This is a genomic window from Bacillus vallismortis, from assembly GCF_040784915.1.
Classification (GTDB): domain Bacteria; phylum Bacillota; class Bacilli; order Bacillales; family Bacillaceae; genus Bacillus; species Bacillus subtilis_G.
This window is the reverse complement of sequence record NZ_CP160797.1, coordinates 4,169,398-4,192,506: the sequence shown is the minus strand read 5'-3', so window position 1 is coordinate 4,192,506 and position 23,109 is coordinate 4,169,398. Positions and strand designations below refer to the sequence as shown.

Here is a 23,109-nt window from a genome sequence, read left to right as displayed (position 1 = left end):
TAGAAAAGAAGGCTTGGAGCAATCCAAGCCTCTTTTTTTATTTATTCCACAAGATAAAGAGTTTGCTGGCTTTCACCGCCAGGTCCTCCTCTCATGCCTTGATGACTGCTGTTTGTGCCGCTGGAGGAACTGCTGTACTCGTAAGATGATATTTCTTTTCCGGTTTTCTTAATCCAGGAAACAAGATCGCTGTTGCCTGAGTTATTTTCTGACAGAAGGAAGTATTTCACTTTTCCTTCTTTGACCAGTTTTTTCAGTTCGGAAACAGTCAGAATAGGATCTGTGCCGTTAAATCCGCCCATTGCCATAACAGATTCATTTTCATTAATGATGTATGGCGCAGCTGTTACGGTTGTCAAAGTAGCGAATAAATACTCTTCACCGGTATTATGCTTTCTCAGATAGGACAGGAGTGCGGTGTCGACCTCTGAGGAGAACATGCTCCCGCCGTTTGCTGAACTTTTGAGCTGCGGACCCGATTCCGGAAGGACGCTGTTGCCTCCGTATAGAAGCGGTGTTGCTGACCAGTAGACCGGTGCGAGCAGCAGAACGCATAGGCTGATGATGGTCAGCTGCTTGCTGAACGGATGGCTGCGTTTAAGCATCAGAAGCGCAAGAGTGACGCCAAATCCTAATAGTCCCAGTACATACATCCATACACTGCCGATTTGGCTTGTATAAGCGCTCAGAATATAAACCTGAAACGCGGCTGTGATCAGAACGGCTGCGGGCAGCAGGCAGCTGGCCCAGTCTTTATTGTTTTTGTATAAACGGTACATCGTATACCAGCCAATGCCGGAAAGTGCGGCAATCGGCGGTGCCAGCATGATCAAATAATACTGGTGGAAGAATCCTGCGACGCTGAAGAAACCAGCCACAGGAACGAGCCAAGCTGTCCAGAAGATCGTTTCTTTCATTTCAGCTGCTTGTCCGCGGCGATCACGGTACCAGCTGACGATTCCGCCCAGCAATCCGATCAATGCGAATGGAAGCATCCAACTGATTTGGCCGGAAAGCGCCGATTGGAAGAGACGAAGCGGTCCTGCATCGCCGGTGCCGAACATAGTCATGCTTGTTCCGCCGCCACCGCCAGGTCCTCCGTTTCCAGGTCCGTTACCTCTTGTTGGAGGTGTGCCACCGCCTCCATTGGAAGCGCCGGTCTGTCCGCTGGGCGGCTGAGGTGCCTGTGAGTTGTTCTGGAATGATTGGTTATCGTTTTGATTGCTGACACTTCCGTCAGTTTTGCTGGTTCCGTCCTGAGAGGAAAATGATCCGCTTCCGTTTGGCGTTTGCATGGTGTTATGATTCTGCGTGTTACCGCCGGCGGCAATTGTATCACCCTTTGCAAGACCAGTGGTTTGTCCTAACAGACGCTCTGTGCCGTTGTAACCGAAGGCCAGTTCTAACACTGAGTTGGTCTGGCTGCTTCCGACATACGGGCGGCTGGTAGATGAGGCTGAATCGACCACAACTGCCCATGAGAGCGAAAGGCTTGTCAGAAGGATGAGAGACAGAATCAGAGAGCCGATTTTTTTCTTCAGAGAAACCCGAGATGCAATCAGGTAGAATAACACAAATGCAGGCAATACCATAAACGCTTGCATCATTTTCATATTAAAGGCGAGTCCAATCAGGGCAAATGCCGTCAACAGCCAAAGCAGTTTGCCTTGCTTTACTGCCCGAAGCAGGCAAGCTGAACCGAGCAATAAGGTAAAGACAAGCATGCTGTCAATGTTGTTTGTTCGGCTGACGGCTGCTGCAATAGGCGTCAGTGCCATGACAAGTGCGGCAATGCGGGCCGCTCCAATTCCAAAGGCCGGTTTGATCATTCTGTAGATAAGGTATACAGATCCAACTCCGGCGAGAGCCTGAGGCATGATTACACTCCACGTGTGAACGCCGAAAACCAGTGCGAAAATCGTTTGAACCCATAAAACAACAGGCGGTTTATCCACTGTTACAAATCCGGAAGGGTCAAAAGACGCATAGAAGAAATTGTGGAAGCTTAGCGTCATGCTTTTCACAGCCGCCAAATAGTATTGGTTCGCTGTGTCATCCTGCCAAATGTTATACGTATTTAGAAAAGCCGCTGCAAGCAAAATGAGAATAAGGATAAAGTCGAATCGTTTGTTTTTCATCGTTTTTCACCTCTTTATGGTGTCTAATTGTAAAAAACAAATATGAAAAACTTATGAATAAACCATAACTATTCAAAGAATTTCATGGAAAAAAGCGGAGAGATCTTCCCCGCTTTTTAGGCTGAATTTCTTTGTTTCTCTGGCTGAAGAATGTATTGATCCCGACCGGCTCCCAGCCCGGCTGCTCCCATTGTGATCAGGGCGGCAATGAGAAGGACAAGCGGCATTGTCCATGAATGCGTCTGGTCAAAGAGATAGCCGACAAAGATTGGCCCGACGGCTGCAAGCAGGTAGCCGAACGACTGAGACATGCCTGACAGCGCGGCGGCCTGCTGGGCATTTTCACTGCGGAGACCAATCAAAGTGAGCGCCAGACTAATGCTGGAGCCTTGTCCGATACCGATGATGATCATCCAGACGGCAAGCAGGATATGGCTGCCGCCCGCCAGCAATCCGCATAGTCCGATGAGATAAACGGCAGTCAGCCCCGCAACAATGCCGCGCTGGTGTTTCAAGCGATCTGCGAAAACAGGTGTCAGAAACGTGGAAGGCAGACTCGCAAATTGCATGAGTGACACCATCCATCCGGCTGTTGACGTATCAATCCCGTGTGAACGGAGAATTTCGGGAAACCATGCGATGCTGCTGTAAAATAAAAAGGATTGCAGTCCCATAAAAATGGTGACATGCCATGCCATTTTGGAAGCCCAAATGGAACTGGTTTGTAGCTTTACCGCCTTGTTTGCCGTATCCCGGTGGCGCAGCTGAGGAATCCAGATTAGCAATGCAAGGAAAGCTAAACCGCCCCATAAGAGAAAGGCCTGTTTCCATCCGCCCTCCATTTGTGCTGCCAGAGGTACACTGACACCTGACGCTAAAGCGGCGAATATACACATTGAGGTGGTATATAAGCTGATCATGATTCCTGATTTTTCAGGGTATTTATGCTTAATTAAGCTTGGGAGCAGAACGTTTCCGATGGCAATGCCGATGCCGATTAATGCCGTTCCGGCAAATAAGGCCGAGATCAAGCCGGCAGAACGAAGCAAAATCCCGATCAATAATATCAGAAGGCCGAGCCATAAGGTCCGTTCATTTCCAAGCCGCTGTCCAAACTTAGGCGCAAGCGGAGAAAGAACCGCAAACGAAAGCAGCGGCAGCGCTGTTAAAAATCCGGCTGTCCCATTCGACATATGAAGATCTGCCCTGATTGAGCTGATGACCGGACCAACTGAAGTGATCGCTGGTCTCAAGTTAAAGGCGATAAAGATAATGCCGATGATCAGCCAAAAAGATTGGATGTTTTTGTGTTTTGGCAAAGCAGTTACTCCTTCTTTCTAACATATACTAAATATAATTCCATAAGATATCAGCAAGTATGCGAACGAATGCTACGATTGTTCTTCTTCTTTCTGCAATTCGGCCAATTTGGCAAGCAGGATATGCTGAGGCATATGCATGATCTGTTCAAGCGGCAGATTCAAGGACTCTGCAAGCTTTTGTGCAGTTTCAGCAGAAATTTGCAAAGGTCTCACAAAAGATTCCTCCTCTCTTCTGTCCATTGTACAAGAATCAGATGGGAAACGTAAGAAGATGTCACAAAGGAGTAGAGCAATCCGAAAATGCCCGTTATAAAAGAGGTAAGGAGGGTTCCTATGTACACGCAGTTGCCATTATTAAAACAAATGCTGAATGAACGACAAAAAGACACTGAGAAAGCTGTCACCTTTGAAGAATATTTAGCAGTGAGGCTAAAGCTTCAAGAACTGATGGGGAAATGTGCTTCGTTCGAGGAGTGGGATCTATATCAAAAAGCGGCGGATCTGATGATGCACACAGGTTTCCAATGGATGAAATAAGGCGATACCGCTAAAAACCCCCCGCTGCCGCGAAGGGTTTCATTCATTAATATGAGTATTCCTCTTCTACATTTTTAAACTTGTCATAAATCACAAGCTTTGCCGGACTGTTTTCTTTTGCCACCTGTTTGGCTTTTTCAATTGCGGCGTCTTTAGATGTATACAAAGCTGTCGGCGCCACATTCTCCACCTTAATAAACCAGCCATCCGCATCGACATTGGGTGTAACGGCATATTCTTTCATCATCTTTCATTCCTCCCTCACGTTTTATTTCGTCTTTCCCGACCTGTTACTGTCCGAAACGATCCAATCGGCTACCTGAAAAAAACAGGAAACAGACAATTTTTCTATTTTTTTTCTGTGGAAATGGTAGAATGGAGTTTGGAGATTTTTTAATGAGAGGACGGTGCTTAGCATGACAGACCTTCTAAATGATCGGCTTCCTCCGCAAAATATAGAAGCCGAACAAGCCGTGTTAGGCGCTATTTTTTTACAGCCGTCTGCTTTAACACTGGCTTCAGAAGTATTGATTCCAGATGATTTCTATAGAATGTCCCACCAAAAAATCTATAATGCGATGCTGGTGCTCGGTGACCGAGGTGAACCGGTTGATCTAGTGACGGTTACGTCAGAGCTTGCGAACACAGAACTGCTGGAAGAAGTGGGTGGCATTTCGTATCTGACAGATATCGCAAACTCAGTGCCGACAGCGGCTAACATAGAATATTATGCGAAAATCGTTGAGGAAAAATCGATTCTTCGCCGATTAATCAGAACTGCGACAACCATCGCTCAAGACGGATATACCCGTGAGGATGAGGTCGAGGATTTACTCAGTGAAGCGGAAAAAACGATTATGGAAGTGGCGCAGCGCAAAAACACGAGTGCCTTCCAAAACATTAAGGACGTCCTTGTCCAGACCTATGACAATATCGAACAGCTTCACAATCGTAAAGGCGATATAACCGGAATTCCGACAGGATTTACGGAGCTTGACCGGATGACTGCCGGGTTCCAGCGCAACGATTTGATCATTGTCGCCGCCCGTCCGTCAGTGGGGAAAACGGCCTTTGCCCTGAACATCGCACAAAACGTGGCGACCAAAACCGACGAGAGCGTAGCGATTTTCAGTCTTGAGATGGGTGCAGAGCAGCTCGTTATGCGTATGCTTTGTGCCGAAGGAAACATCAATGCCCAAAATCTTCGTACCGGCAACCTGACGGAAGAGGATTGGGGCAAACTGACAATGGCGATGGGAAGCCTGTCGAACAGCGGGATTTACATTGACGATACACCGGGTATCCGCGTGAGTGAAATCCGCGCCAAATGCCGCCGCTTGAAGCAGGAAAGCGGACTAGGCATGATTTTGATAGACTATCTGCAATTGATTCAGGGAAGCGGACGTTCAAAGGATAACCGTCAGCAGGAAGTATCAGAAATTTCCCGTGAACTGAAGTCGATCGCCAGGGAGCTGCAAGTCCCTGTTATCGCGCTTTCTCAGCTTTCCCGGGGCGTTGAGCAGCGTCAGGATAAACGTCCGATGATGTCTGATATCCGGGAATCTGGAAGTATCGAGCAGGACGCGGATATTGTCGCGTTCCTTTATCGTGACGACTACTATGACAAAGAATCTGAGAATAAAAATATTATCGAAATCATTATTGCCAAACAGCGTAACGGCCCGGTAGGAACCGTGTCTCTTGCGTTCGTAAAAGAATACAATAAATTCGTCAACCTGGAACGGCGTTTTGATGACGCAGGTGTTCCGCCCGGTGCATAAACCCCAAGAGCTGATCTTGGGGTTTTTTTCATTCGAAAGATGGAAGAAAAACCGGACGCACAGCGGATGTGAATTTGAAAGCGGTTTAATAAAATAGGGCGTAAAGGAGATGGTAACATGGGATACTGTTTTTCATCTTTTCACGCAGCGCAAATCCGGATTGCGCGGCCTACAGGCCAGCTTGATGAGATCATTCGTTTTTACGAAGAGGGACTGGACTTGAAACGAATTGGCGGATTTTCGCAGCATAACGGGTATGGAGGTGTCATGTTCGGCCTTCCTCATGCCGATTATCATTTGGAATTCACCCAGTATGAGGATGGGGAAAGCACTGCTCCAGTTTCACATCCCGACAGCCTCCTCGTTTTTTATGTGCCGAATGTGAATGAACTGGCATCGGTCACTTCAAGGCTAAAACACATGGGCTATCAAGAGGTCGAATCAGAGAACCCGTACTGGAGTCATGGAGGCGTGACGATAGAGGATCCAGACGGCTGGCGAGTCGTTTTTATGAATACCAAAGGGATTTCAGGCAAGTGATACTTTTTCATGCTAAAGGACAAAAGTTTCACAAGCTTTTTATGACGAAGCCGTTAGAAAACGCTTCTAAAAAGAATGGAAGCGAACGAATATAGTTTTATATTAATTTAATGTTCGGATTTAAGATTGACTTTCTGTTTCTTCACTGATAAACTTGATTTGTTTGAATAGAATCGTTTTAAAGGTTAACGGAGGTGCACGGACATGTCTTCAGTAGTTGTAGTAGGTACGCAATGGGGCGATGAAGGAAAAGGTAAAATTACAGATTTCCTCTCAGAAAATGCAGAAGTGATCGCCCGTTATCAAGGCGGAAATAACGCAGGGCACACAATCAAGTTTGACGGAGTCACATACAAGCTTCACTTAATCCCGTCTGGAATTTTCTATAAGGATAAAACGTGTGTGATCGGAAACGGAATGGTTGTAGATCCGAAAGCATTAGTCACAGAGCTTGCGTATCTTCATGAGCGCAACGTCAGTACAGACAACCTGAGAATCAGCAACAGAGCTCACGTCATTCTGCCGTATCACTTGAAATTGGATGAAGTGGAAGAAGAGCGAAAAGGGGCTAACAAGATCGGCACAACGAAAAAAGGAATCGGCCCTGCTTATATGGATAAAGCAGCCCGCATCGGAATTCGCATCGCGGATCTGTTAGACCGTGACGCGTTTGCGGAGAAGCTTGAACGCAATCTTGAAGAAAAAAACCGCCTGCTCGAGAAAATGTACGAGACAGAAGGGTTTAAAATTGAGGATATCTTAGACGAATATTATGAGTACGGCCAGCAGATTAAAAAATATGTCTGCGATACATCTGTTGTCTTAAATGATGCGCTTGATGATGGGCGCCGCGTGTTATTTGAAGGCGCGCAAGGGGTAATGCTCGATATCGACCAAGGAACATACCCATTTGTTACGTCATCTAACCCGGTTGCCGGCGGTGTCACGATCGGATCTGGCGTCGGCCCGACCAAAATTCAGCACGTTGTCGGTGTATCAAAAGCATATACGACTCGTGTCGGCGACGGTCCTTTCCCGACTGAGCTGAAAGATGAAATCGGCGATCAAATCCGTGAAGTCGGACGGGAGTATGGAACAACAACAGGCCGTCCGCGCCGTGTCGGCTGGTTTGACAGCGTCGTTGTCCGCCACGCCCGCCGTGTGAGCGGAATTACAGATCTTTCTCTGAACTCAATCGACGTTTTAACAGGAATTGAAACGCTGAAAATCTGTGTGGCGTACCGCTACAAAGGCGAAATCATTGAAGAATTCCCGGCAAGCCTTAAAGCACTTGCTGATTGTGAGCCGGTATATGAAGAAATGCCGGGATGGACTGAGGATATCACAGGTGCGAAAAGCTTGAGCGAGCTTCCGGAAAACGCGCGTCACTATCTTGAGCGTGTGTCTCAGCTGACAGGCATTCCGCTTTCTATTTTCTCTGTCGGCCCAGACCGTTCACAGACAAATGTCCTTCGCAGCGTGTACCGTGCGAACTAAATAGATTATGCTTCAGGCCCCTGAATCCAGGGGCTTGTTTTTTGTTTGAAAGCCGCATCTAAGTTGGTCTAAGAAAAAAATATGAAAAAAACCAAAAAAGTTATTGCCACTTCTATTTGTTCGTGATATTATAAATCTCGTTGTTACGGAAACTGCTTCAATAGAGTACTAGATAAGAACTTGGTCAAAGTTGTTTGCTCTATGGAAACTCCGACATCTTAAGAGCCATTAGCTCAGTTGGTAGAGCATCTGACTTTTAATCAGAGGGTCGAAGGTTCGAGTCCTTCATGGCTCACCATTTCGTGAAGGCCCGTTGGTCAAGCGGTTAAGACACCGCCCTTTCACGGCGGTAACACGGGTTCGAATCCCGTACGGGTCATTGATTTACTTTAGCGTTATTGCTAAATTCCTTATTTGTCTGCGAGGGCTGACACGACAGCTCTCCAGGCAATTACTGTAAGGTCCGGTAGTTCAGTTGGTTAGAATGCCTGCCTGTCACGCAGGAGGTCGCGGGTTCGAGTCCCGTCCGGACCGCCATTTTACTTTACTTAGTAGAGAAAAATAAAACATTTGGCTCGGTAGCTCAGTTGGTAGAGCAACGGACTGAAAATCCGTGTGTCGGCGGTTCGATTCCGTCCCGAGCCACTTACCAAACGCATCTGCAATTGTAGGTGCGTTTTTTCTTTTAGGAAAAGGCGAACATGAGAAGTGTTATAATAGAAGAAAAAGGGAGAACCGGCCCTGCGGCCGGCTCAAAGAAGAAGACGTCATCGATAAAGACGCATTCCGATGTCGGGAGGTTTCAGTTAAGTTATCTTTTTTATAAAAATTTGACTAGCATGACAAAAGAGAAACAATTGGCGGATAAAGGTGAAACATGTGTTTTTTTCTAAACCTTTATTTTTTTTATCTTTTGACCTTTAACCGTTATAATAGACAAGGACCCAATGTTTACACGGGCCATAAGTGATGAAACGAATGTTATTTAGATGAAAAGAAGTTATTCGGCAGGAGGAAATCAAAATGATGGATAAGAAGATCCTTGTAGTAGATGATGAAAAACCGATTGCAGATATATTGGAATTTAACTTAAGAAAAGAAGGCTATGAAGTGCACTGTGCCCACGACGGAAATGAAGCGGTTGAAATGGTAGAAGAGCTTCAGCCTGATTTAATTCTTTTAGATATTATGCTTCCTAATAAAGACGGCGTTGAAGTGTGCCGTGAAGTCAGAAAGAAATACGATATGCCGATCATTATGCTGACGGCTAAGGATTCAGAAATTGACAAGGTCATCGGGCTTGAAATCGGTGCTGATGACTATGTCACAAAACCATTTAGCACACGTGAGCTTCTGGCTCGTGTGAAAGCGAACTTGCGCCGCCAGCTGACAACAGCGCCTGCGGAGGAAGAGTCGTCCTCTAACGAAATTCATATCGGCTCTCTTGTCATCTTCCCTGACGCGTACGTCGTATCAAAACGAGATGAAACAATCGAATTGACTCATCGTGAGTTCGAATTGCTTCATTATTTAGCAAAACATATCGGACAAGTGATGACCCGTGAACATTTGCTTCAAACCGTTTGGGGTTATGATTACTTTGGTGACGTCAGAACGGTTGACGTAACAGTCCGCCGGCTTCGTGAAAAAATTGAGGATAACCCAAGCCATCCAAATTGGATTGTCACACGCCGCGGCGTAGGTTATTACTTGAGAAATCCAGAACAGGACTAATGCCCTTATGAATAAGGTTGGTTTTTTTCGGTCGATCCAATTTAAGATTACCTTGATATATGTGCTTTTGATCATCATTGCCATGCAAATCATTGGGGTGTATTTTGTCAATCAGGTCGAGAAATCACTGATGAGCTCTTATGAACAATCACTGAATCAGCGAATCGACAACCTTTCTTACTATATCGAACAAGAATATAAAAGCGATAACGACAGCACCGTTATTAAGGATGACGTCAGCCGTATATTGAATGATTTCACGAAAAGTGATGAGGTCCGGGAAATTAGTTTTGTAGATAAAAGCTATGAAGTGGTCGGTTCTTCAAAGCCGTATGGTGAGGAAGTGGCAGGGAAACAAACGACCGATCTGATATTTAAAAGGATTTTTTCTACTAAACAATCGTATTTAAGAAAGTACTATGACCCGAAAAGCAAAATCAGAGTTCTCATTTCCGCAAAGCCTGTCATGACTGAAAACCAAGAGGTTGTCGGCGCGATCTATGTTGTCGCGAGTATGGAAGATGTCTTTAATCAAATGAAGACTATCAACACGATACTGGCGTCCGGCACTGGTTTGGCGCTCGTTTTGACCGCCCTTCTCGGTATTTTTCTGGCACGAACCATCACCCATCCGCTTTCAGATATGAGAAAGCAGGCCATGGAGCTCGCGAAAGGGAATTTCTCGAGGAAGGTTAAAAAGTATGGGCATGATGAAATCGGGCAGCTCGCCACCACGTTTAATCACTTAACGAAAGAGCTTGAAGATGCCCAGGCGATGACAGAAGGAGAGCGCAGAAAGCTTGCCTCTGTTATTGCTTATATGACAGACGGCGTTATCGCTACAAACCGAAACGGAGCGATTATTCTTTTAAACAGCCCGGCGCTGGAGCTGTTGAACGTTTCACGTGAAACAGCTTTAGAAATGCCGATTACGAGTTTGTTGGGGATTCAAGAGAATTATACGTTTGAAGATTTAGTGGAGCAGCAGGATTCTTTGCTGCTTGAAATTGAGCGAGATGATCAACTAACAGTGCTTCGCGTGAATTTCTCTGTGATTCAAAGGGAACATGGCAAAATTGATGGCTTAATTGCTGTTCTTTACGATGTAACCGAGCAAGAGAAAATGGATCAGGAACGCAGAGAATTCGTGGCGAATGTATCACACGAGCTGCGGACGCCGCTTACGACAATGCGCAGTTATTTAGAAGCGTTAGCTGAAGGTGCGTGGGAAAATAAAGACATTGCCCCGCGTTTCTTAATGGTGACGCAAAATGAAACAGAGCGCATGATCCGGCTTGTCAATGATTTGCTTCAGCTTTCGAAATTCGACAGCAAGGATTATCAATTTAACCGGGAATGGATTCAAATTGTCCGGTTTATGTCTCTGATTATTGACCGTTTTGAAATGACAAAAGAACAGCATGTGGAATTTATTCGTAATCTGCCGGACAGAAATCTGTACGTTGAGATTGACCAGGATAAAATTACACAAGTGCTTGATAATATTATTTCCAACGCTTTAAAATACTCACCGGAAGGCGGACATGTGACGTTCTCAATTGACGTAAACGAAGAGGAAGAGCTTCTCTATATCAGCGTCAAGGATGAAGGGATCGGTATTCCGAAAAAAGATGTCGAAAAAGTCTTTGACCGCTTCTACAGGGTGGATAAAGCAAGAACGAGAAAGCTCGGCGGCACCGGTCTGGGACTGGCGATTGCCAGAGAAATGGTTCAGGCGCATGGCGGGGATATTTGGGCGGACAGCATAGAAGGAAAAGGCACGACGATTACATTTACTCTTCCATATAAAGAGGAACAAGAGGATGATTGGGATGAAGCGTGAAAATATAAAAACGATATTACTTACGATACTCGTCGTCATCAGCCTTGTGTTTACGTGGGGGATATGGACGTTCCAGCCAAACTTTTCCGGAGGCTCATCATCAACAGCGTCTACTGTGCGTGAGAAGCATAAAATCGAAAAAAACACCCAAAAGCTGTCTGAAACGGTAAGGCCGAGGGACATGTTTATCCATGATGGCGGCGCTCATTATAAAGTGAATGATGATTCACTTTATAATGAAGTCTGGTCTGACTTGCCGCATTGGGATGTAAAAGGGATCAAAGATATTTCTGATCAGTATGACAAGACTTCATTTAAGAGCTGGTTTTACGGGATAAGCGGTTATGATGCGAAGCTTGACTTGCAATTCAACGACACGATTCCTATTGATATCTTCCAAACGCTGTTTAAATGGTCTAACCAGTCATTTGAGTACAGTTCATTTGACCACATTTTGATTCCGATTAATGAAACAAAAGCGAACAAGAAAATCTATTTGGTGTCTTTCAGCAAGCAGCTGATTCTGGAAGTGACTGTTGAATCGGCTAACTACCGGAACATGATGAATGACTTGAAAAACAGTCAATCAAACATGCCGGCATTCAGTCTGTTTTCTATCGGTTCAAAGAAAGAGTTTCTGCTGTCGAACAAAACGCTTACGATGGACAAAAAAGAATTTGTCACAGAATCGATTAAAACAAACACCTTTAAGCAGGCCTTGTTCAGCGATCCAAGTATTGTAAGGGAAGATTCGAATTACAACAACAGAAATGTGCTGACAGATGGAATCAGCCGTTTAGATGTGAATCTAAGCCAGCGCCAGGTACAATTCCAACAGCGCAATTTGGTGCAGAGCACTTCCTATCAAACAGGTGAATTAATTAAAAAGAGCCAAAAATACCTTGAGGATACGGGCAGCTGGACAGATCACTATCAATTTTTCAATATCAATGACAGCCAGCAGTTAAGCTTCTATATCTTTATGGACCAGATGCCGGTCATTAACAGTACCGCCAAACCATTCGGAGCGACATCCGCGATTACGGTGCAATGGGCCAACGATGAAATTCTCAGCTATAAGCGGCCGAATTACAGTCTCGGAACGAATCCGATTAAAACGACAGAGACTGAGCTGATGAGCGGGAGCGAAGTGAAGATGCTGCTTTCTAAACAAACGGCATATAATACGGATAAAATTGATCAGATCTTCCTTGCGTATCAATTGGTATCAACATCATCCAATAATGACCCTCTTGTTGAACTGGAACCGGTTTGGGGGATGAAAATAAACGGGAAAATTGTGCCGATCACGAAGGACTTATTAACGAAGGAGGGGGCAAACAGTGGAGTGGAATAAGACAAAATCAATCTTCATCGTTGCCTTCCTCATTTTAGATATTTTTTTAGGCTATCAGTTTTTTCAAAAATGGCAGTCTACCAGCAAAGATTATGAAGTCATTAAAAATGATGTCGAGCATGACATGAAGGCCGATCATATTACGTATGAAGGGCTGAATAAGGAAGCAACAGAAGGCTACAGAATCACAGCGAATCAAAAGGCCTTCACCAAGGACGAAATTGAGGCGCTCAAGGATCAAAAGCCGTTGATGGACATGCCTAGTGATGATCGTAAAGTAACGACCCTGAAAATGAAATTTACGAATCCGATCGCCCTGTCAAAGAAGAAGATTGAGGACGATGCTCAGGCGTTTGTTTCTTCGAAAATCCAAGATGGTGAAAAATATGAGCTTTGGAAGGTTGATAAATCGCAAAAAGAAATTATTTTCTTCCAAACATATGAGGGCCATTATATTTATCAGCAGACCGACACTTCTTCTAATATGATCGGGCAAGTGATTTTGCGTTTAAACGATAAAAACGAGGTTGTGTCATACGACCAGACGACGCTTGAGACCTTTAAGCAAATTCAGAAGGAAAGCCTAATCACTGAAATGGATGCGGTTGAGTTATTGTACTATCAAAATCAATTAAAAGAGAACAGTACGATAAAAAGTGTCAAATTCGGCTACGTCGCGCAATATCCGCTGACAAGTACACAGGTGCTGGCGCCGGTATGGAGAATTACAGTCGAGTACGATAAAAAAGTGAACGGTGAGAAAAAGACAGTGCAAGAGTATTTTACAGTGAATGCTTTGGAGAGTACGATTTTAGATACAGATCAATGAAAATAATGGAGTGAGACACATGAGCTTGCAATTTAGCGTACTTGCGAGCGGGAGTACGGGAAATGCGTTTTACCTTGAAACTGAGGATCACGCATTTTTGGTAGACGCCGGTTTGAGCGGGAAAGCCATGGATGGATTGATGGCGCAAATCGGGCGTAAGCTGGATGATGTAGACGGCATTTTTGTGACGCATGAACATAGTGACCATATTAAGGGCCTTGGCGTGGTCGCCAGAAAGTACAAGCTTCCGATCTATGCGAATGAGAAGACATGGAAAGCGATGGAGAACCAAATTGGCAAAATTGATACCGATCAAAAATTTGTGTTTCCGATGGAGACGGTGAAGTCGTTCGGCGGACTTGATGTGGAATCGTTTGGCGTCTCACACGACGCGGCGGAGCCCATGTTTTATGTGTTCCATTATAACGGCCGAAAGCTTGCTTTAATGACAGATACGGGGTACGTCAGCGACCGGATGAAAGGGATCATCCGCTCAGCGAATATGTTTGTGTTTGAAAGCAATCACGATGTCGGCATGCTGCAAATGGGGAGATATCCATGGAGCATTAAGCGGCGGATTTTAAGTGACGTCGGGCACGTTTCAAATGAAGATGCTGCCTTAGCGATGACCGATGTCATTGGCGACGAGACGTCTCGTATTTATTTGGCGCATTTGAGCCAGGACAACAACATGAAGGATCTGGCGAGAATGTCTGTACAGCAGACATTGGCTTCTAAAGGGTTTGTGACGGGGGAAACATTTGATTTGTTTGATACCGACCCGAAGAAGGCCACACCGCTCTGCGCTGTATAATTTTTCTATGTAAATCATGACTATTATAGGAGTTTCTAACCCACAATATAACCATATTAACGTTCTTGGAAAGGATGGAATATGGTGGATTACGATCGTGAGGAAGAACATACTGCTCCTGAACAGCCAAAGAGAAGCAAAAAAGGATATTTCCTTTCTAGTCTGATTGGCGTGATTGTCGGTGCCGTATTAATGGCGTTTATCATGCCGTACCTTTCAAATGAAGGGATAGATACGGGCGTCTTAGAAGAGCAGCAGAACAACAATAACCGGGAATCAATCAGAACGGTGAATGTCAGTGTCAACAACGCAGTCACCAAGATTGTCAGCAATGTGTCGCCCGCCGTTGTCGGTGTTGTGAACATTCAAAAATCAGATATTTGGGGAGAGAGCGGTGAGGCTGGGAGCGGCTCTGGCGTCATCTATAAGAAAAATGACAACTCCGCTTATGTCGTGACCAACCATCATGTCATCGAGGGCGCTTCCCAAATTGAAATCAGCCTGAAAGACGGCTCGCGTGTATCGGCTGAACTGATCGGCAGCGACCAGCTGATGGACCTTGCTGTTTTACGAGTAAAAAGCGATAAAATTAAAGCAGTCGCTGATTTCGGTAATTCAGATAAAGTGAAATCAGGGGAGCCGGTTATTGCGATCGGGAACCCGTTAGGCCTTGAATTTGCAGGCTCTGTCACACAGGGCGTCATCTCGGGAACGGAGAGAGCCATCCCAGTGGATTCGAACGGTGATGGGCAGCCTGACTGGAACGCAGAAGTCCTGCAAACAGATGCGGCCATTAACCCTGGGAACAGCGGCGGCGCTTTGTTAAATATGGACGGAAAAGTCATTGGCATCAATTCAATGAAAATTGCCGAGTCGGCGGTTGAAGGAATTGGCCTGTCGATTCCGTCTAAGCTTGTGATCCCGGTGATAGAGGATTTGGAGAAATACGGCGAGGTTAAACGTCCGTTCCTTGGCATTGAGATGAAATCGCTAAGCGACATCGCCAGCTATCATTGGGACGAAACTTTGAAGCTTCCTAAGGATGTCACCAATGGAGCGGTTGTGATGGGGGTAGATGCCTTCTCACCTGCCGGAAAAGCAGGGCTTAAGGAACTGGATGTCATCACAGAATTTGACGGTCACAAAGTAAATGACATTGTTGATCTGCGGAAACGGCTTTATCAGAAAAAAGTCGGTGACCGGGTGAAAGTGAAGTTTTACCGCGCCGGAAAAGAAAAATCCGTTGACATTCAGCTCTCCTCCGCAGACCAATTAGGAAGTTAACAGAAACAGTCTGGCACCGTGCCAGACTGTTTTTTTATACAAAAAAACTGAACGAGGGTCACGCCCGTTCAGTTGAAAAAGGATCTATCGAATATGAAGAAACATACAAGATGGGTGTTACACGTGAAACAGCAGGCAAGGACTGACCAGCATTGACTTAATGGTTTGTTCCGTATGGTTGCTGGTGATGAATTTTATGATGTATACATAGATTTCTTTTTCTTCCCTCGATACAGAAGATTTTATTGTGCCTTTTGCATGTGTTCAGCGCGATGTTTTTTGTGATTGCGGTTTGCTGTCAACATGATGTTTGAAGGCTTTTCCGCTGTTGCAGTTGGGTGTGAGCTTTGCCGTTTAACGACATACACGTCTGGCTTCCTGCGACGGAATAGGACTGTTACTCGGCAGGCGGGTGGGAAAATTTCTTCAGCCGGTATTGAAGGCTTTGTCTGCTGATGCCAAGCTCCTGAGCAGCTTGTGAGATGTTATGGCCGTGCTTTCTTAACACATTCTCAATCACATATTTTTCGAAGCTTTCCATTTTTTCTTTTAAGTCCGCGGCCGGCTGGTATCTTGGTGCTTCAGGCTCTGGGGTATCAGCCGGTTTGATTTTCATGCGGTATTGATAGGGCAGATGGGAAGCCGTAATCGTTTGCTCATCCGTCATGAAATTCATTGCGCCTTCGATCATATGCTCAAGCTCACGTATATTTCCCGGCCAGTCATAAGATAGAAAAAATTGCTTCACGTCTTCGCTGATGTGTTCGACATTCATTTGAAACAGGTGGTTGTTTTTTTGGATGAATTCTGACGCGAGAAGCAAAATGTCTTCTTTCCGTTCCCGAAGCGGCGGGATGATCAGTGTCACGACGCTCAGCCTGTAATACAAGTCCTTCCGCATTCGTTCGCCCGCAATCGCGTCAATCGGGTCTTCGTTCATTGTGGCAATTATACGCACGTCAATCGGCGTATCCTTTGTCGAACCGATGCGCCTGATTTTCCGTTCCTGAAGAGCGCGCAGCAGCTTCGCCTGAAGACTCAGATTCAGCGAGTTGATTTCATCTAACAGCAGCGTGCCGCCATGTGCTTGTTCAAACAGTCCGGGCTGGTCGACAGCGCCTGTAAACGCCCCTTTTTTCGTTCCAAACAAAATGCTTTCTACAAGGCTGTCTGGCAGCGCCGCGCAGTTTTGTGAAATAAACGGGCCGCCTGAGCGATCGCTGCCGTTATGAATACTTTGCGCGAACAGCTCTTTTCCCGTGCCGGTTTCGCCTGCGAGAAGGACCGATGATGACGTTCTCGTTGCCCGTTTGGCGTTTTCGACGACATCTTGAATGGCCGGGCTGGTGCCGAGAATGCTGTCAAATGTATAAGTTGTGCTGCCTTTTTTGTTCATATTCTCCCTGATCAGCCGTTCAAGCTTTGTCACATCCTTGGCAATTTCGACTGCGCCCCTGATTTTGCCGTCTTGGACGATGGGATATGTATGATTGATCGTTGTGATTTCCTGGCCTTTATTATTGAAGTAGCTCTGCTTCACATTTTTAATCGTTGTGCCTTCCTGAAGGGCCTGTACCAGGGTGCTGTCCTGCTGTTTAGAAAACATAAATACATCCATCAGGTTTTTATTGAGGACGTCATGCTTCTCCATATCTTCAATCTGCATCATTTTGTTGTTATAAACGATCGTGTTTCCATGCTCGTCTACCACGTGCAGGCCAACATCGATTTCATCCAAAATGCTTTGAAAAACCAATGTGAGGAATTCGCTGTCTTTGACCATTGTATAAACCTCCCTCAATTATTTTCTTAATATTGCCTCTATTTTATAAAAGAATGGAGAGGATATGCAAAAGAATTTTGCACTTGCTGAAATTTTTGCTCGAAATATCAGAATGTTTTTGCACCTTGTCCACGAAATTTGTAGAAAACACACGAAATCTTGATTTGGCACGGAACTTGCATTTATAAAAAGGGAAAGCAGGATAACATGTTGAAACAGAAAACAAGGGGGAATTCAAATATGCCAGCTTTATCTAAATCCAAAGAAATTATTGATCAGACGTCTCATTATGGAGCTAACAATTACCATCCGCTCCCGATTGTCATTTCTGAAGCGCTGGGTGCTTGGGTAAAGGACCCGGAAGGCAATGAATATATGGATATGCTGAGTGCTTATTCTGCGGTAAACCAGGGGCACAGACACCCGAAAATCATTCAGGCATTGAAGGATCAGGCTGATAAAATTACCCTCACGTCACGCGCGTTTCACAACGATCAGCTGGGGCCATTTTACGAGAAAACAGCTAAGCTGACGGGCAAAGAGATGATTTTGCCGATGAATACAGGAGCTGAAGCGGTTGAATCTGCGGTGAAAGCGGCGAGACGCTGGGCTTATGAAGTAAAAGGCGTGGCAGACAATCAAGCTGAAATTATCGCATGTGTCGGGAACTTCCACGGCCGGACGATGCTGGCGGTATCTCTGTCTTCTGAAGAGGAATATAAAAGAGGATTCGGCCCGATGCTTCCGGGAATCAAGTTAATCCCTTACGGCGATGCGGAAGCGCTTCGTCAGGCCATTACGCCGAATACAGCGGCATTTTTATTCGAACCGATTCAAGGCGAAGCGGGCATTGTCATTCCGCCTGAAGGATTTTCACAGGAAGCGGCGGCGATTTGTAAGGAAGAGAATGTCTTGTTTATTGCCGATGAGATTCAGACGGGTCTTGGACGAACAGGCAAGACGTTTGCGTGTGACTGGGACGGCATTGTTCCCGATATGTATATCTTGGGTAAAGCGCTTGGCGGCGGTGTGTTCCCGATCTCATGCATTGCGGCGGACCGCGAGATCTTAGGCGTGTTTAACCCGGGCTCACACGGCTCGACATTTGGCGGAAACCCGCTTGCATGTGCGGTGTCTATCGCTTCGTTGGAAGTGATGGAGGATGAAAAGCTGGCGGAACGTTCTCTTGAGCTTGGCGAATACTTTAAAAGAGAACTTGAGAGCATTGATAACCCTGTCATTAAAGAAGTCCGCGGCAGAGGGCTGTTTATCGGTGTGGAATTGACGGAAGCCGCGCGTCCGTATTGTGAGCGCTTGAAGAAAGAAGGGCTTTTATGCAAGGAAACGCATGATACAGTTATTCGTTTTGCACCGCCATTAATCATTTCGAAAAAAGATTTGGATTGGGCAATAGAGAAAATTAAGCACGTGCTGCAAAACGCATAAATCCGCACCATGGCGGGATATTCACTTCGTTTGTATAAATTTACAACAGAAAATTAAGCACTCCCTATTTGCTCAGCTACAGTATTTTAGTATAATGTATCTTTATGAGAAGAAGTGAATTTTATATTAAATAGATAAAGGCTCTTTGGACAGCAAACTGGGATATGCACCGTGTAGTCATTCCAGCTTAGATCCAATACAAGTTGCTGAAGGGGTGCAGAATGTGAATACAAACCAAGATAACGGAAATCAGCTCCAGCGGACAATGAAATCACGCCACTTGTTCATGATTTCATTGGGCGGAGTGATCGGAACCGGCTTCTTCCTTGGAACCGGATTTACCATTAACCAAGCGGGACCGCTCGGCGCGGTTCTGTCCTATTTAGTAGGCGGCTTTATCATGTTTTTGACGATGCTCTGCTTAGGGGAGCTGGCAGTCGCCTTTCCTGTGTCGGGGTCCTTCCAGACCTATGCGACAAAATTTATCAGCCCGGCCTTTGGATTTGCGTTCGGCTGGCTGTACTGGCTCGGCTGGGCGGTTACATGCGCCATTGAATTCTTATCAGCGGGGCAGCTGATGCTCCGCTGGTTTCCGCACGTAGACGTGTGGATCTGGTGTCTGGTATTTGCGGCACTGATGTTTATACTAAATGCAATAACAGCCAAAGCCTTTGCAGAATCGGAATTCTGGTTCTCAGGCATTAAAATTTTGATTATCCTTTTATTTATTATTCTCGGCGGAGCTGCCATGTTTGGCCTGATTGATTTGAAAGGCGGAGAGCAGGCACCGTTTTTGACACATTTTTATGAAGACGGGTTATTCCCGAACGGGATAAAGGCAATATTGATAACGATGATTGCCGTAAACTTCGCATTCCAGGGGACTGAGCTGATCGGGGTTGCAGCCGGAGAAAGTGAAGATCCTGAAAAAACGATTCCGCGGTCTATCAAACAGACAGTATGGAGAACGCTTGTCTTCTTTGTTCTATCCATCATTGTCATTGCCGGCATGATTCCGTGGAAACAGGCTGGAGTTGTGGAAAGTCCGTTTGTTGCGGTATTTGAACAAATCGGAATCCCGTATGCCGCTGATATCATGAACTTTGTTATTTTAATCGCGTTATTATCTGTTGCGAATTCAGGTTTATACGCATCGACACGTATCCTGTACGCGATGGCGAATGAAGGACAGGCCTTCCAAGCGCTGGGCAAAACAAACAAACGAGGTGTGCCGCTGAACGCATTAATCGTAACGATGGCTGTGGCCTGCCTATCGCTCCTATCAAAAGTGGCGGCGGCTGAAACCGTGTATATGGTGCTTCTATCTTTGGCGGGCATGAGCGCCCAGGTCGGCTGGATCACGATTACGCTTTCTCAAATTATGTTCAGACGCAAATTTATCCGTGAAGGCGGCAAGAAGGAAGATTTGAAATTCAAAACACCGCTGTATCCGGTGCTTCCGCTGATCGGCCTGACGTTAAATACGGTCGTTCTCATCAGCCTTGCATTTGATCCGGAGCAGCGTATCGCGCTGTATTGCGGCATCCCGTTTATGATCATTTGCTACATCATTTATCATGTCGTCATTAAAAAACGCCAGCAGGCAAATCGTCAGCTAGAGCTTTAAACACATTGTCCGCAAGTCATCTTTGTTATAACCCGCATAGGACATTATCTTATATGTTGAGGTGGAATCACAGATGGATAAAACGATTTCGGTTATTGGAATGCCAATGGATTTAGGACAAGCACGACGCGGAGTGGACATGGGCCCGAGCGCCATCCGGTACGCCCATCTGATTGAGAGGCTGTCAGACATGGGTTATACGGTTGAAGATCTCGGTGACATTCCGATCAACCGCGAAAAGATCAAAAATGACGAAGAACTGAAGAACCTGAATTCCGTTTTGGCGGGAAATGAAAAACTCGCTCAAAAGGTCAACAAAGTCATTGAAGAGAAAAAATTCCCGCTTGTCCTTGGCGGAGACCACAGTATTGCGATCGGCACACTGGCAGGTACAGCGAAGCATTACGATCATCTCGGCGTCATCTGGTATGACGCGCACGGCGACCTGAATACGCTTGAAACATCACCGTCAGGCAATATTCACGGTATGCCGCTTGCCGTCAGCCTCGGCATCGGCCACGAGTCACTGGTTAACCTTGAAGGCTACGCGCCTAAAATCAAACCGGAAAACGTCGTCATCATCGGCGCCCGGTCACTTGATGAAGGGGAGCGCAAGTATATTAGGGAGAGCGGCATGAAGGTGTACACGATGCACGAAATCGACCGTCTTGGCATGACAAAGGTGATCGAAGAAACCCTTGATTATTTATCAGCATGTGACGGCGTCCATCTCAGCCTCGATCTGGACGGACTTGATCCGAACGACGCACCGGGTGTCGGAACCCCTGTTATCGGCGGCATCAGCTACAGGGAGAGCCATTTGGCTATGGAAATGCTGTATGACGCGGGTATCATCACCTCAGCTGAATTCGTGGAGGTCAATCCAATTCTTGACCACGAAAACAAGACTGGACAAACAGCAGTGGAGCTCGTAGAATCTCTGCTCGGTAAGAAGCTGTTGTAATAAGAAAACCCCCGCATCCGCGGGGGGTTCAGCGTGTCGACAAACTCTTGCATTCGTTGTCAGGCCTGCGCGTTGGTGCTCACGAATTACGAAAGGAACGGCGGCTAAATGCTTAGGCGTCCTGCCTAAACACCGCCGTCATCACATCCTGTGAAAGACTGCTCCAATGCTCACTCTTCCTAGACTTCAAGGGTTTTCAATCACGCTGAAAATATGAAAGAATCCTAAAACTACAAACCGTTTTAGGATTCTTTCGTTAAATTGAACCCCCGCATCCCGCGGGGGTATTTCATTTACCCAATCATTTTCTCAGCGACTTTCATCTCCTGTGAATGAGTTTGGTGGTCCGCAATAAACCATCCTGATAAAATCACCGCTGCGATGCCTGCACCAATCAGATATTTTTTCATTTATATAACCTCCGTTCGTTTGATGAGTTCTTCAATTTGTAATGCTTCATAAAAAAAGTGGGCAGCTTCTTTGTAAAGCTCATGCTCTCTGTACTTTTCACCAGCCAAAATGGAAAGTTCTCTTACACTGTCAAACTCTTTCCAGGACACCAAATCATCCATATGTTGTTTGCATAAGTGAAACGTTTCCGCATGACCTCCTTCTGCATAAATCGCATATAAAATATCTATTTTTGCCTCACATATTCTATTCGGCTCGGCTGTCAATTTTTCCTTCACTTCTTGGTAATAAGATAAAGCTTGTTCTTTCTTTTGAATCTTAAACAGCTCACGTATCAGCAAATAGGCAGAATGATAGTAATAGGCGGAGCGGGCGTATTCTTCGTGTTGTAGGGCCTCTTCTAATTTGGAGACCGCTTCTTCTGATTTGCCGCTTTGCGCATGAAGAAGTCCGAAGTTATGCAAAAGCTGGGCTTCAAAAAAATAATCCTCTAATTCTCTCGTGATCCGAATCGCTTCGTCCAAATATGTTTCAGCTTCTTCAAACTGGCTCATCTCGGTAAAATTGCCTGACATGGTGATCAGCGCCGAGGCCAGTTTCTTTTTATAATCGGTCTCTTCCCTGAACGTTTTGACCGCTTGCCGTGTATGATTGAGGGACACAATATTTTGTCCCAGCTTATAATAGAGCTTACCGACCTTCAGGTGGAATTCGGCTTTCTCAATCGGGTCGGGAACGTTGCCAAGATACTGCTCGGCCTCTTTATACAGCCCAATGGCAATATCGTAATTATTTTTATAGGCTTCGTACATGCCTTCAAACAGAAAAAAGTAATATTTCAGCATGTCTGACGCAGCATTCATATGAGAAGGCTCCTCATGCTGAAAACCCTGTCCTCTCGCCTCGTGAAGCAAAACCTTGTGGCGCAGTTCCAATAAGGAGAAGTAGGCAAGCACCTCCTGATCCTCTTCCATGTCATCCAATAAAGGCTTCACTTCTTCAAACAAACGGGCGGACTCTTCAACTTCATGTTTCTTGATCGCAAGGTACCAGTCATTGAGCATGTTAGCGATTTCTGCGGGTGCAATCTTATTCATTTGAAACTCCTTTCTCTCGTGACTTATCAATCTCAGTTGTTTATTCTGATAGTAACACCTCTTTCTATTTTATGTAAAATCCTATAGTCAATATATGAAGGAGCG

At 45.7% G+C, this 23,109-nt stretch carries 21 protein-coding genes and 4 tRNA genes; 18 read left to right on the top strand and 7 right to left on the bottom strand.

Features of this window, described 5'->3' with window-relative positions; genetic code table 11:
• Window positions 1-41: 41 nt before the first annotated feature.
• The 3 genes from ABZM97_RS20955 to ABZM97_RS20945 form a co-directional block, all read right to left on the bottom strand.
• Window positions 42-2,138: a glycosyltransferase family 39 protein gene (locus tag ABZM97_RS20955; protein ID WP_367387109.1), complete on the bottom strand. Its 2,097-nt coding sequence runs from the start codon at window positions 2,136-2,138 to the stop codon at window positions 42-44.
• A gap of 116 nt (window positions 2,139-2,254) precedes the next feature.
• Window positions 2,255-3,457 carry a CynX/NimT family MFS transporter gene (locus tag ABZM97_RS20950; RefSeq protein WP_367387108.1) on the bottom strand — a complete coding sequence of 401 codons (1,203 nt, stop codon included), beginning with the start codon at window positions 3,455-3,457 and terminating at the stop codon, window positions 2,255-2,257.
• A gap of 72 nt (window positions 3,458-3,529) precedes the next feature.
• On the bottom strand, window positions 3,530-3,673 hold the full coding sequence (locus ABZM97_RS20945) for a YycC family protein (protein ID WP_064815417.1): 144 nt from the start codon (window positions 3,671-3,673) through the stop codon (window positions 3,530-3,532).
• A 120-nt stretch (window positions 3,674-3,793) separates the two neighbouring features.
• On the opposite strand from ABZM97_RS20945, the gene ABZM97_RS20940 reads away from it, so the two are divergent.
• A complete protein-coding gene (locus ABZM97_RS20940; protein ID WP_087993674.1) occupies window positions 3,794-3,997 on the top strand; it encodes a hypothetical protein in 204 nt (67 codons plus the stop codon).
• A gap of 46 nt (window positions 3,998-4,043) precedes the next feature.
• On the opposite strand, the gene ABZM97_RS20935 is transcribed toward ABZM97_RS20940, so the two are convergent.
• Window positions 4,044-4,244, bottom strand: a complete 201-nt coding sequence (locus ABZM97_RS20935; RefSeq protein WP_148963182.1) for a DUF2188 domain-containing protein — start codon at window positions 4,242-4,244, stop codon at window positions 4,044-4,046.
• Between the two features lie 169 nt (window positions 4,245-4,413).
• Here ABZM97_RS20935 and dnaB point away from each other — a divergent pair, with 169 nt between their 5' ends.
• From dnaB to ABZM97_RS20865, 14 genes are all read left to right on the top strand, one after another.
• Window positions 4,414-5,778 (top strand): replicative DNA helicase, encoded by a 1,365-nt coding sequence (dnaB, locus tag ABZM97_RS20930; protein WP_039074908.1) that lies wholly within the window; start codon window positions 4,414-4,416, stop codon window positions 5,776-5,778.
• Window positions 5,779-5,895: 117 nt separating this feature from the next.
• Window positions 5,896-6,318 (top strand): VOC family protein, encoded by a 423-nt coding sequence (locus ABZM97_RS20925; protein ID WP_202327764.1) that lies wholly within the window; start codon window positions 5,896-5,898, stop codon window positions 6,316-6,318.
• Between the two features lie 204 nt (window positions 6,319-6,522).
• Window positions 6,523-7,815 carry an adenylosuccinate synthase gene (purA, locus tag ABZM97_RS20920; RefSeq protein ID WP_087993677.1) on the top strand — a complete coding sequence of 431 codons (1,293 nt, stop codon included), beginning with the start codon at window positions 6,523-6,525 and terminating at the stop codon, window positions 7,813-7,815.
• 222 nt (window positions 7,816-8,037) lie between these two features.
• Window positions 8,038-8,113 (top strand) — tRNA-Lys (locus ABZM97_RS20915).
• Window positions 8,114-8,122: 9 nt separating this feature from the next.
• A tRNA-Glu gene (locus ABZM97_RS20910) sits at window positions 8,123-8,194 on the top strand.
• 81 nt (window positions 8,195-8,275) lie between these two features.
• Window positions 8,276-8,352: transfer RNA gene (locus tag ABZM97_RS20905), tRNA-Asp, on the top strand.
• 35 nt (window positions 8,353-8,387) lie between these two features.
• Window positions 8,388-8,460: transfer RNA gene (locus tag ABZM97_RS20900), tRNA-Phe, on the top strand.
• Window positions 8,461-8,841: 381 nt separating this feature from the next.
• Window positions 8,842-9,549, top strand: coding sequence for a cell wall metabolism DNA-binding response regulator WalR (gene walR, locus ABZM97_RS20895; RefSeq protein WP_032731843.1), 708 nt, complete (start codon window positions 8,842-8,844; stop codon window positions 9,547-9,549).
• 7 nt (window positions 9,550-9,556) lie between these two features.
• Entirely contained in the window at window positions 9,557-11,392 is a 1,836-nt protein-coding gene (gene walK, locus ABZM97_RS20890; protein WP_087993679.1) for a cell wall metabolism sensor histidine kinase WalK, read from the top strand.
• On the top strand, window positions 11,382-12,749 hold the full coding sequence (gene yycH / locus ABZM97_RS20885; protein ID WP_202327765.1) for a two-component system activity regulator YycH: 1,368 nt from the start codon (window positions 11,382-11,384) through the stop codon (window positions 12,747-12,749). Before walK ends, yycH begins: the two co-directional genes overlap by 11 nt.
• Window positions 12,736-13,578 (top strand): two-component system regulatory protein YycI, encoded by an 843-nt coding sequence (locus tag ABZM97_RS20880; RefSeq protein ID WP_202327766.1) that lies wholly within the window; start codon window positions 12,736-12,738, stop codon window positions 13,576-13,578. The genes yycH and ABZM97_RS20880 overlap by 14 nt, the downstream gene beginning before the upstream one ends.
• A 19-nt stretch (window positions 13,579-13,597) precedes the next feature.
• On the top strand, window positions 13,598-14,392 hold the full coding sequence (locus ABZM97_RS20875; RefSeq protein ID WP_087993681.1) for an MBL fold metallo-hydrolase: 795 nt from the start codon (window positions 13,598-13,600) through the stop codon (window positions 14,390-14,392).
• A gap of 81 nt (window positions 14,393-14,473) precedes the next feature.
• Entirely contained in the window at window positions 14,474-15,676 is a 1,203-nt protein-coding gene (htrC, locus tag ABZM97_RS20870) for a serine protease HtrC (protein ID WP_202327767.1), read from the top strand.
• Window positions 15,677-15,702: 26 nt separating this feature from the next.
• Window positions 15,703-15,822, top strand: coding sequence for a hypothetical protein (locus ABZM97_RS20865; RefSeq protein WP_253269177.1), 120 nt, complete (start codon window positions 15,703-15,705; stop codon window positions 15,820-15,822).
• A gap of 251 nt (window positions 15,823-16,073) precedes the next feature.
• Here the strand turns inward: ABZM97_RS20865 and rocR are convergent, their stop codons facing one another.
• Window positions 16,074-17,459: an arginine utilization regulatory protein RocR gene (rocR, locus tag ABZM97_RS20860; RefSeq protein WP_087993683.1), complete on the bottom strand. Its 1,386-nt coding sequence runs from the start codon at window positions 17,457-17,459 to the stop codon at window positions 16,074-16,076.
• Window positions 17,460-17,699: 240 nt separating this feature from the next.
• On the opposite strand from rocR, the gene rocD reads away from it, so the two are divergent.
• The 3 genes from rocD to rocF all read left to right on the top strand — a co-directional run bounded on the left by rocD (window position 17,700) and on the right by rocF (window position 21,496).
• On the top strand, window positions 17,700-18,905 hold the full coding sequence (rocD, locus tag ABZM97_RS20855) for an ornithine aminotransferase (protein WP_333516319.1): 1,206 nt from the start codon (window positions 17,700-17,702) through the stop codon (window positions 18,903-18,905).
• A 223-nt stretch (window positions 18,906-19,128) separates the two neighbouring features.
• Window positions 19,129-20,532: an amino acid permease gene (locus ABZM97_RS20850; RefSeq protein ID WP_148963194.1), complete on the top strand. Its 1,404-nt coding sequence runs from the start codon at window positions 19,129-19,131 to the stop codon at window positions 20,530-20,532.
• A 73-nt stretch (window positions 20,533-20,605) separates the two neighbouring features.
• Window positions 20,606-21,496, top strand: coding sequence for an arginase (gene rocF, locus ABZM97_RS20845; RefSeq protein ID WP_087993685.1), 891 nt, complete (start codon window positions 20,606-20,608; stop codon window positions 21,494-21,496).
• Between the two features lie 293 nt (window positions 21,497-21,789).
• Here rocF and ABZM97_RS20840 read toward each other — a convergent pair whose 3' ends face one another.
• Window positions 21,790-21,906: a Phr family secreted Rap phosphatase inhibitor gene (locus tag ABZM97_RS20840; RefSeq protein WP_087993686.1), complete on the bottom strand. Its 117-nt coding sequence runs from the start codon at window positions 21,904-21,906 to the stop codon at window positions 21,790-21,792.
• Entirely contained in the window at window positions 21,907-23,004 is a 1,098-nt protein-coding gene (rapG, locus tag ABZM97_RS20835; RefSeq protein ID WP_087993687.1) for a response regulator aspartate phosphatase RapG, read from the bottom strand.
• Window positions 23,005-23,109 lie beyond the last annotated feature (105 nt).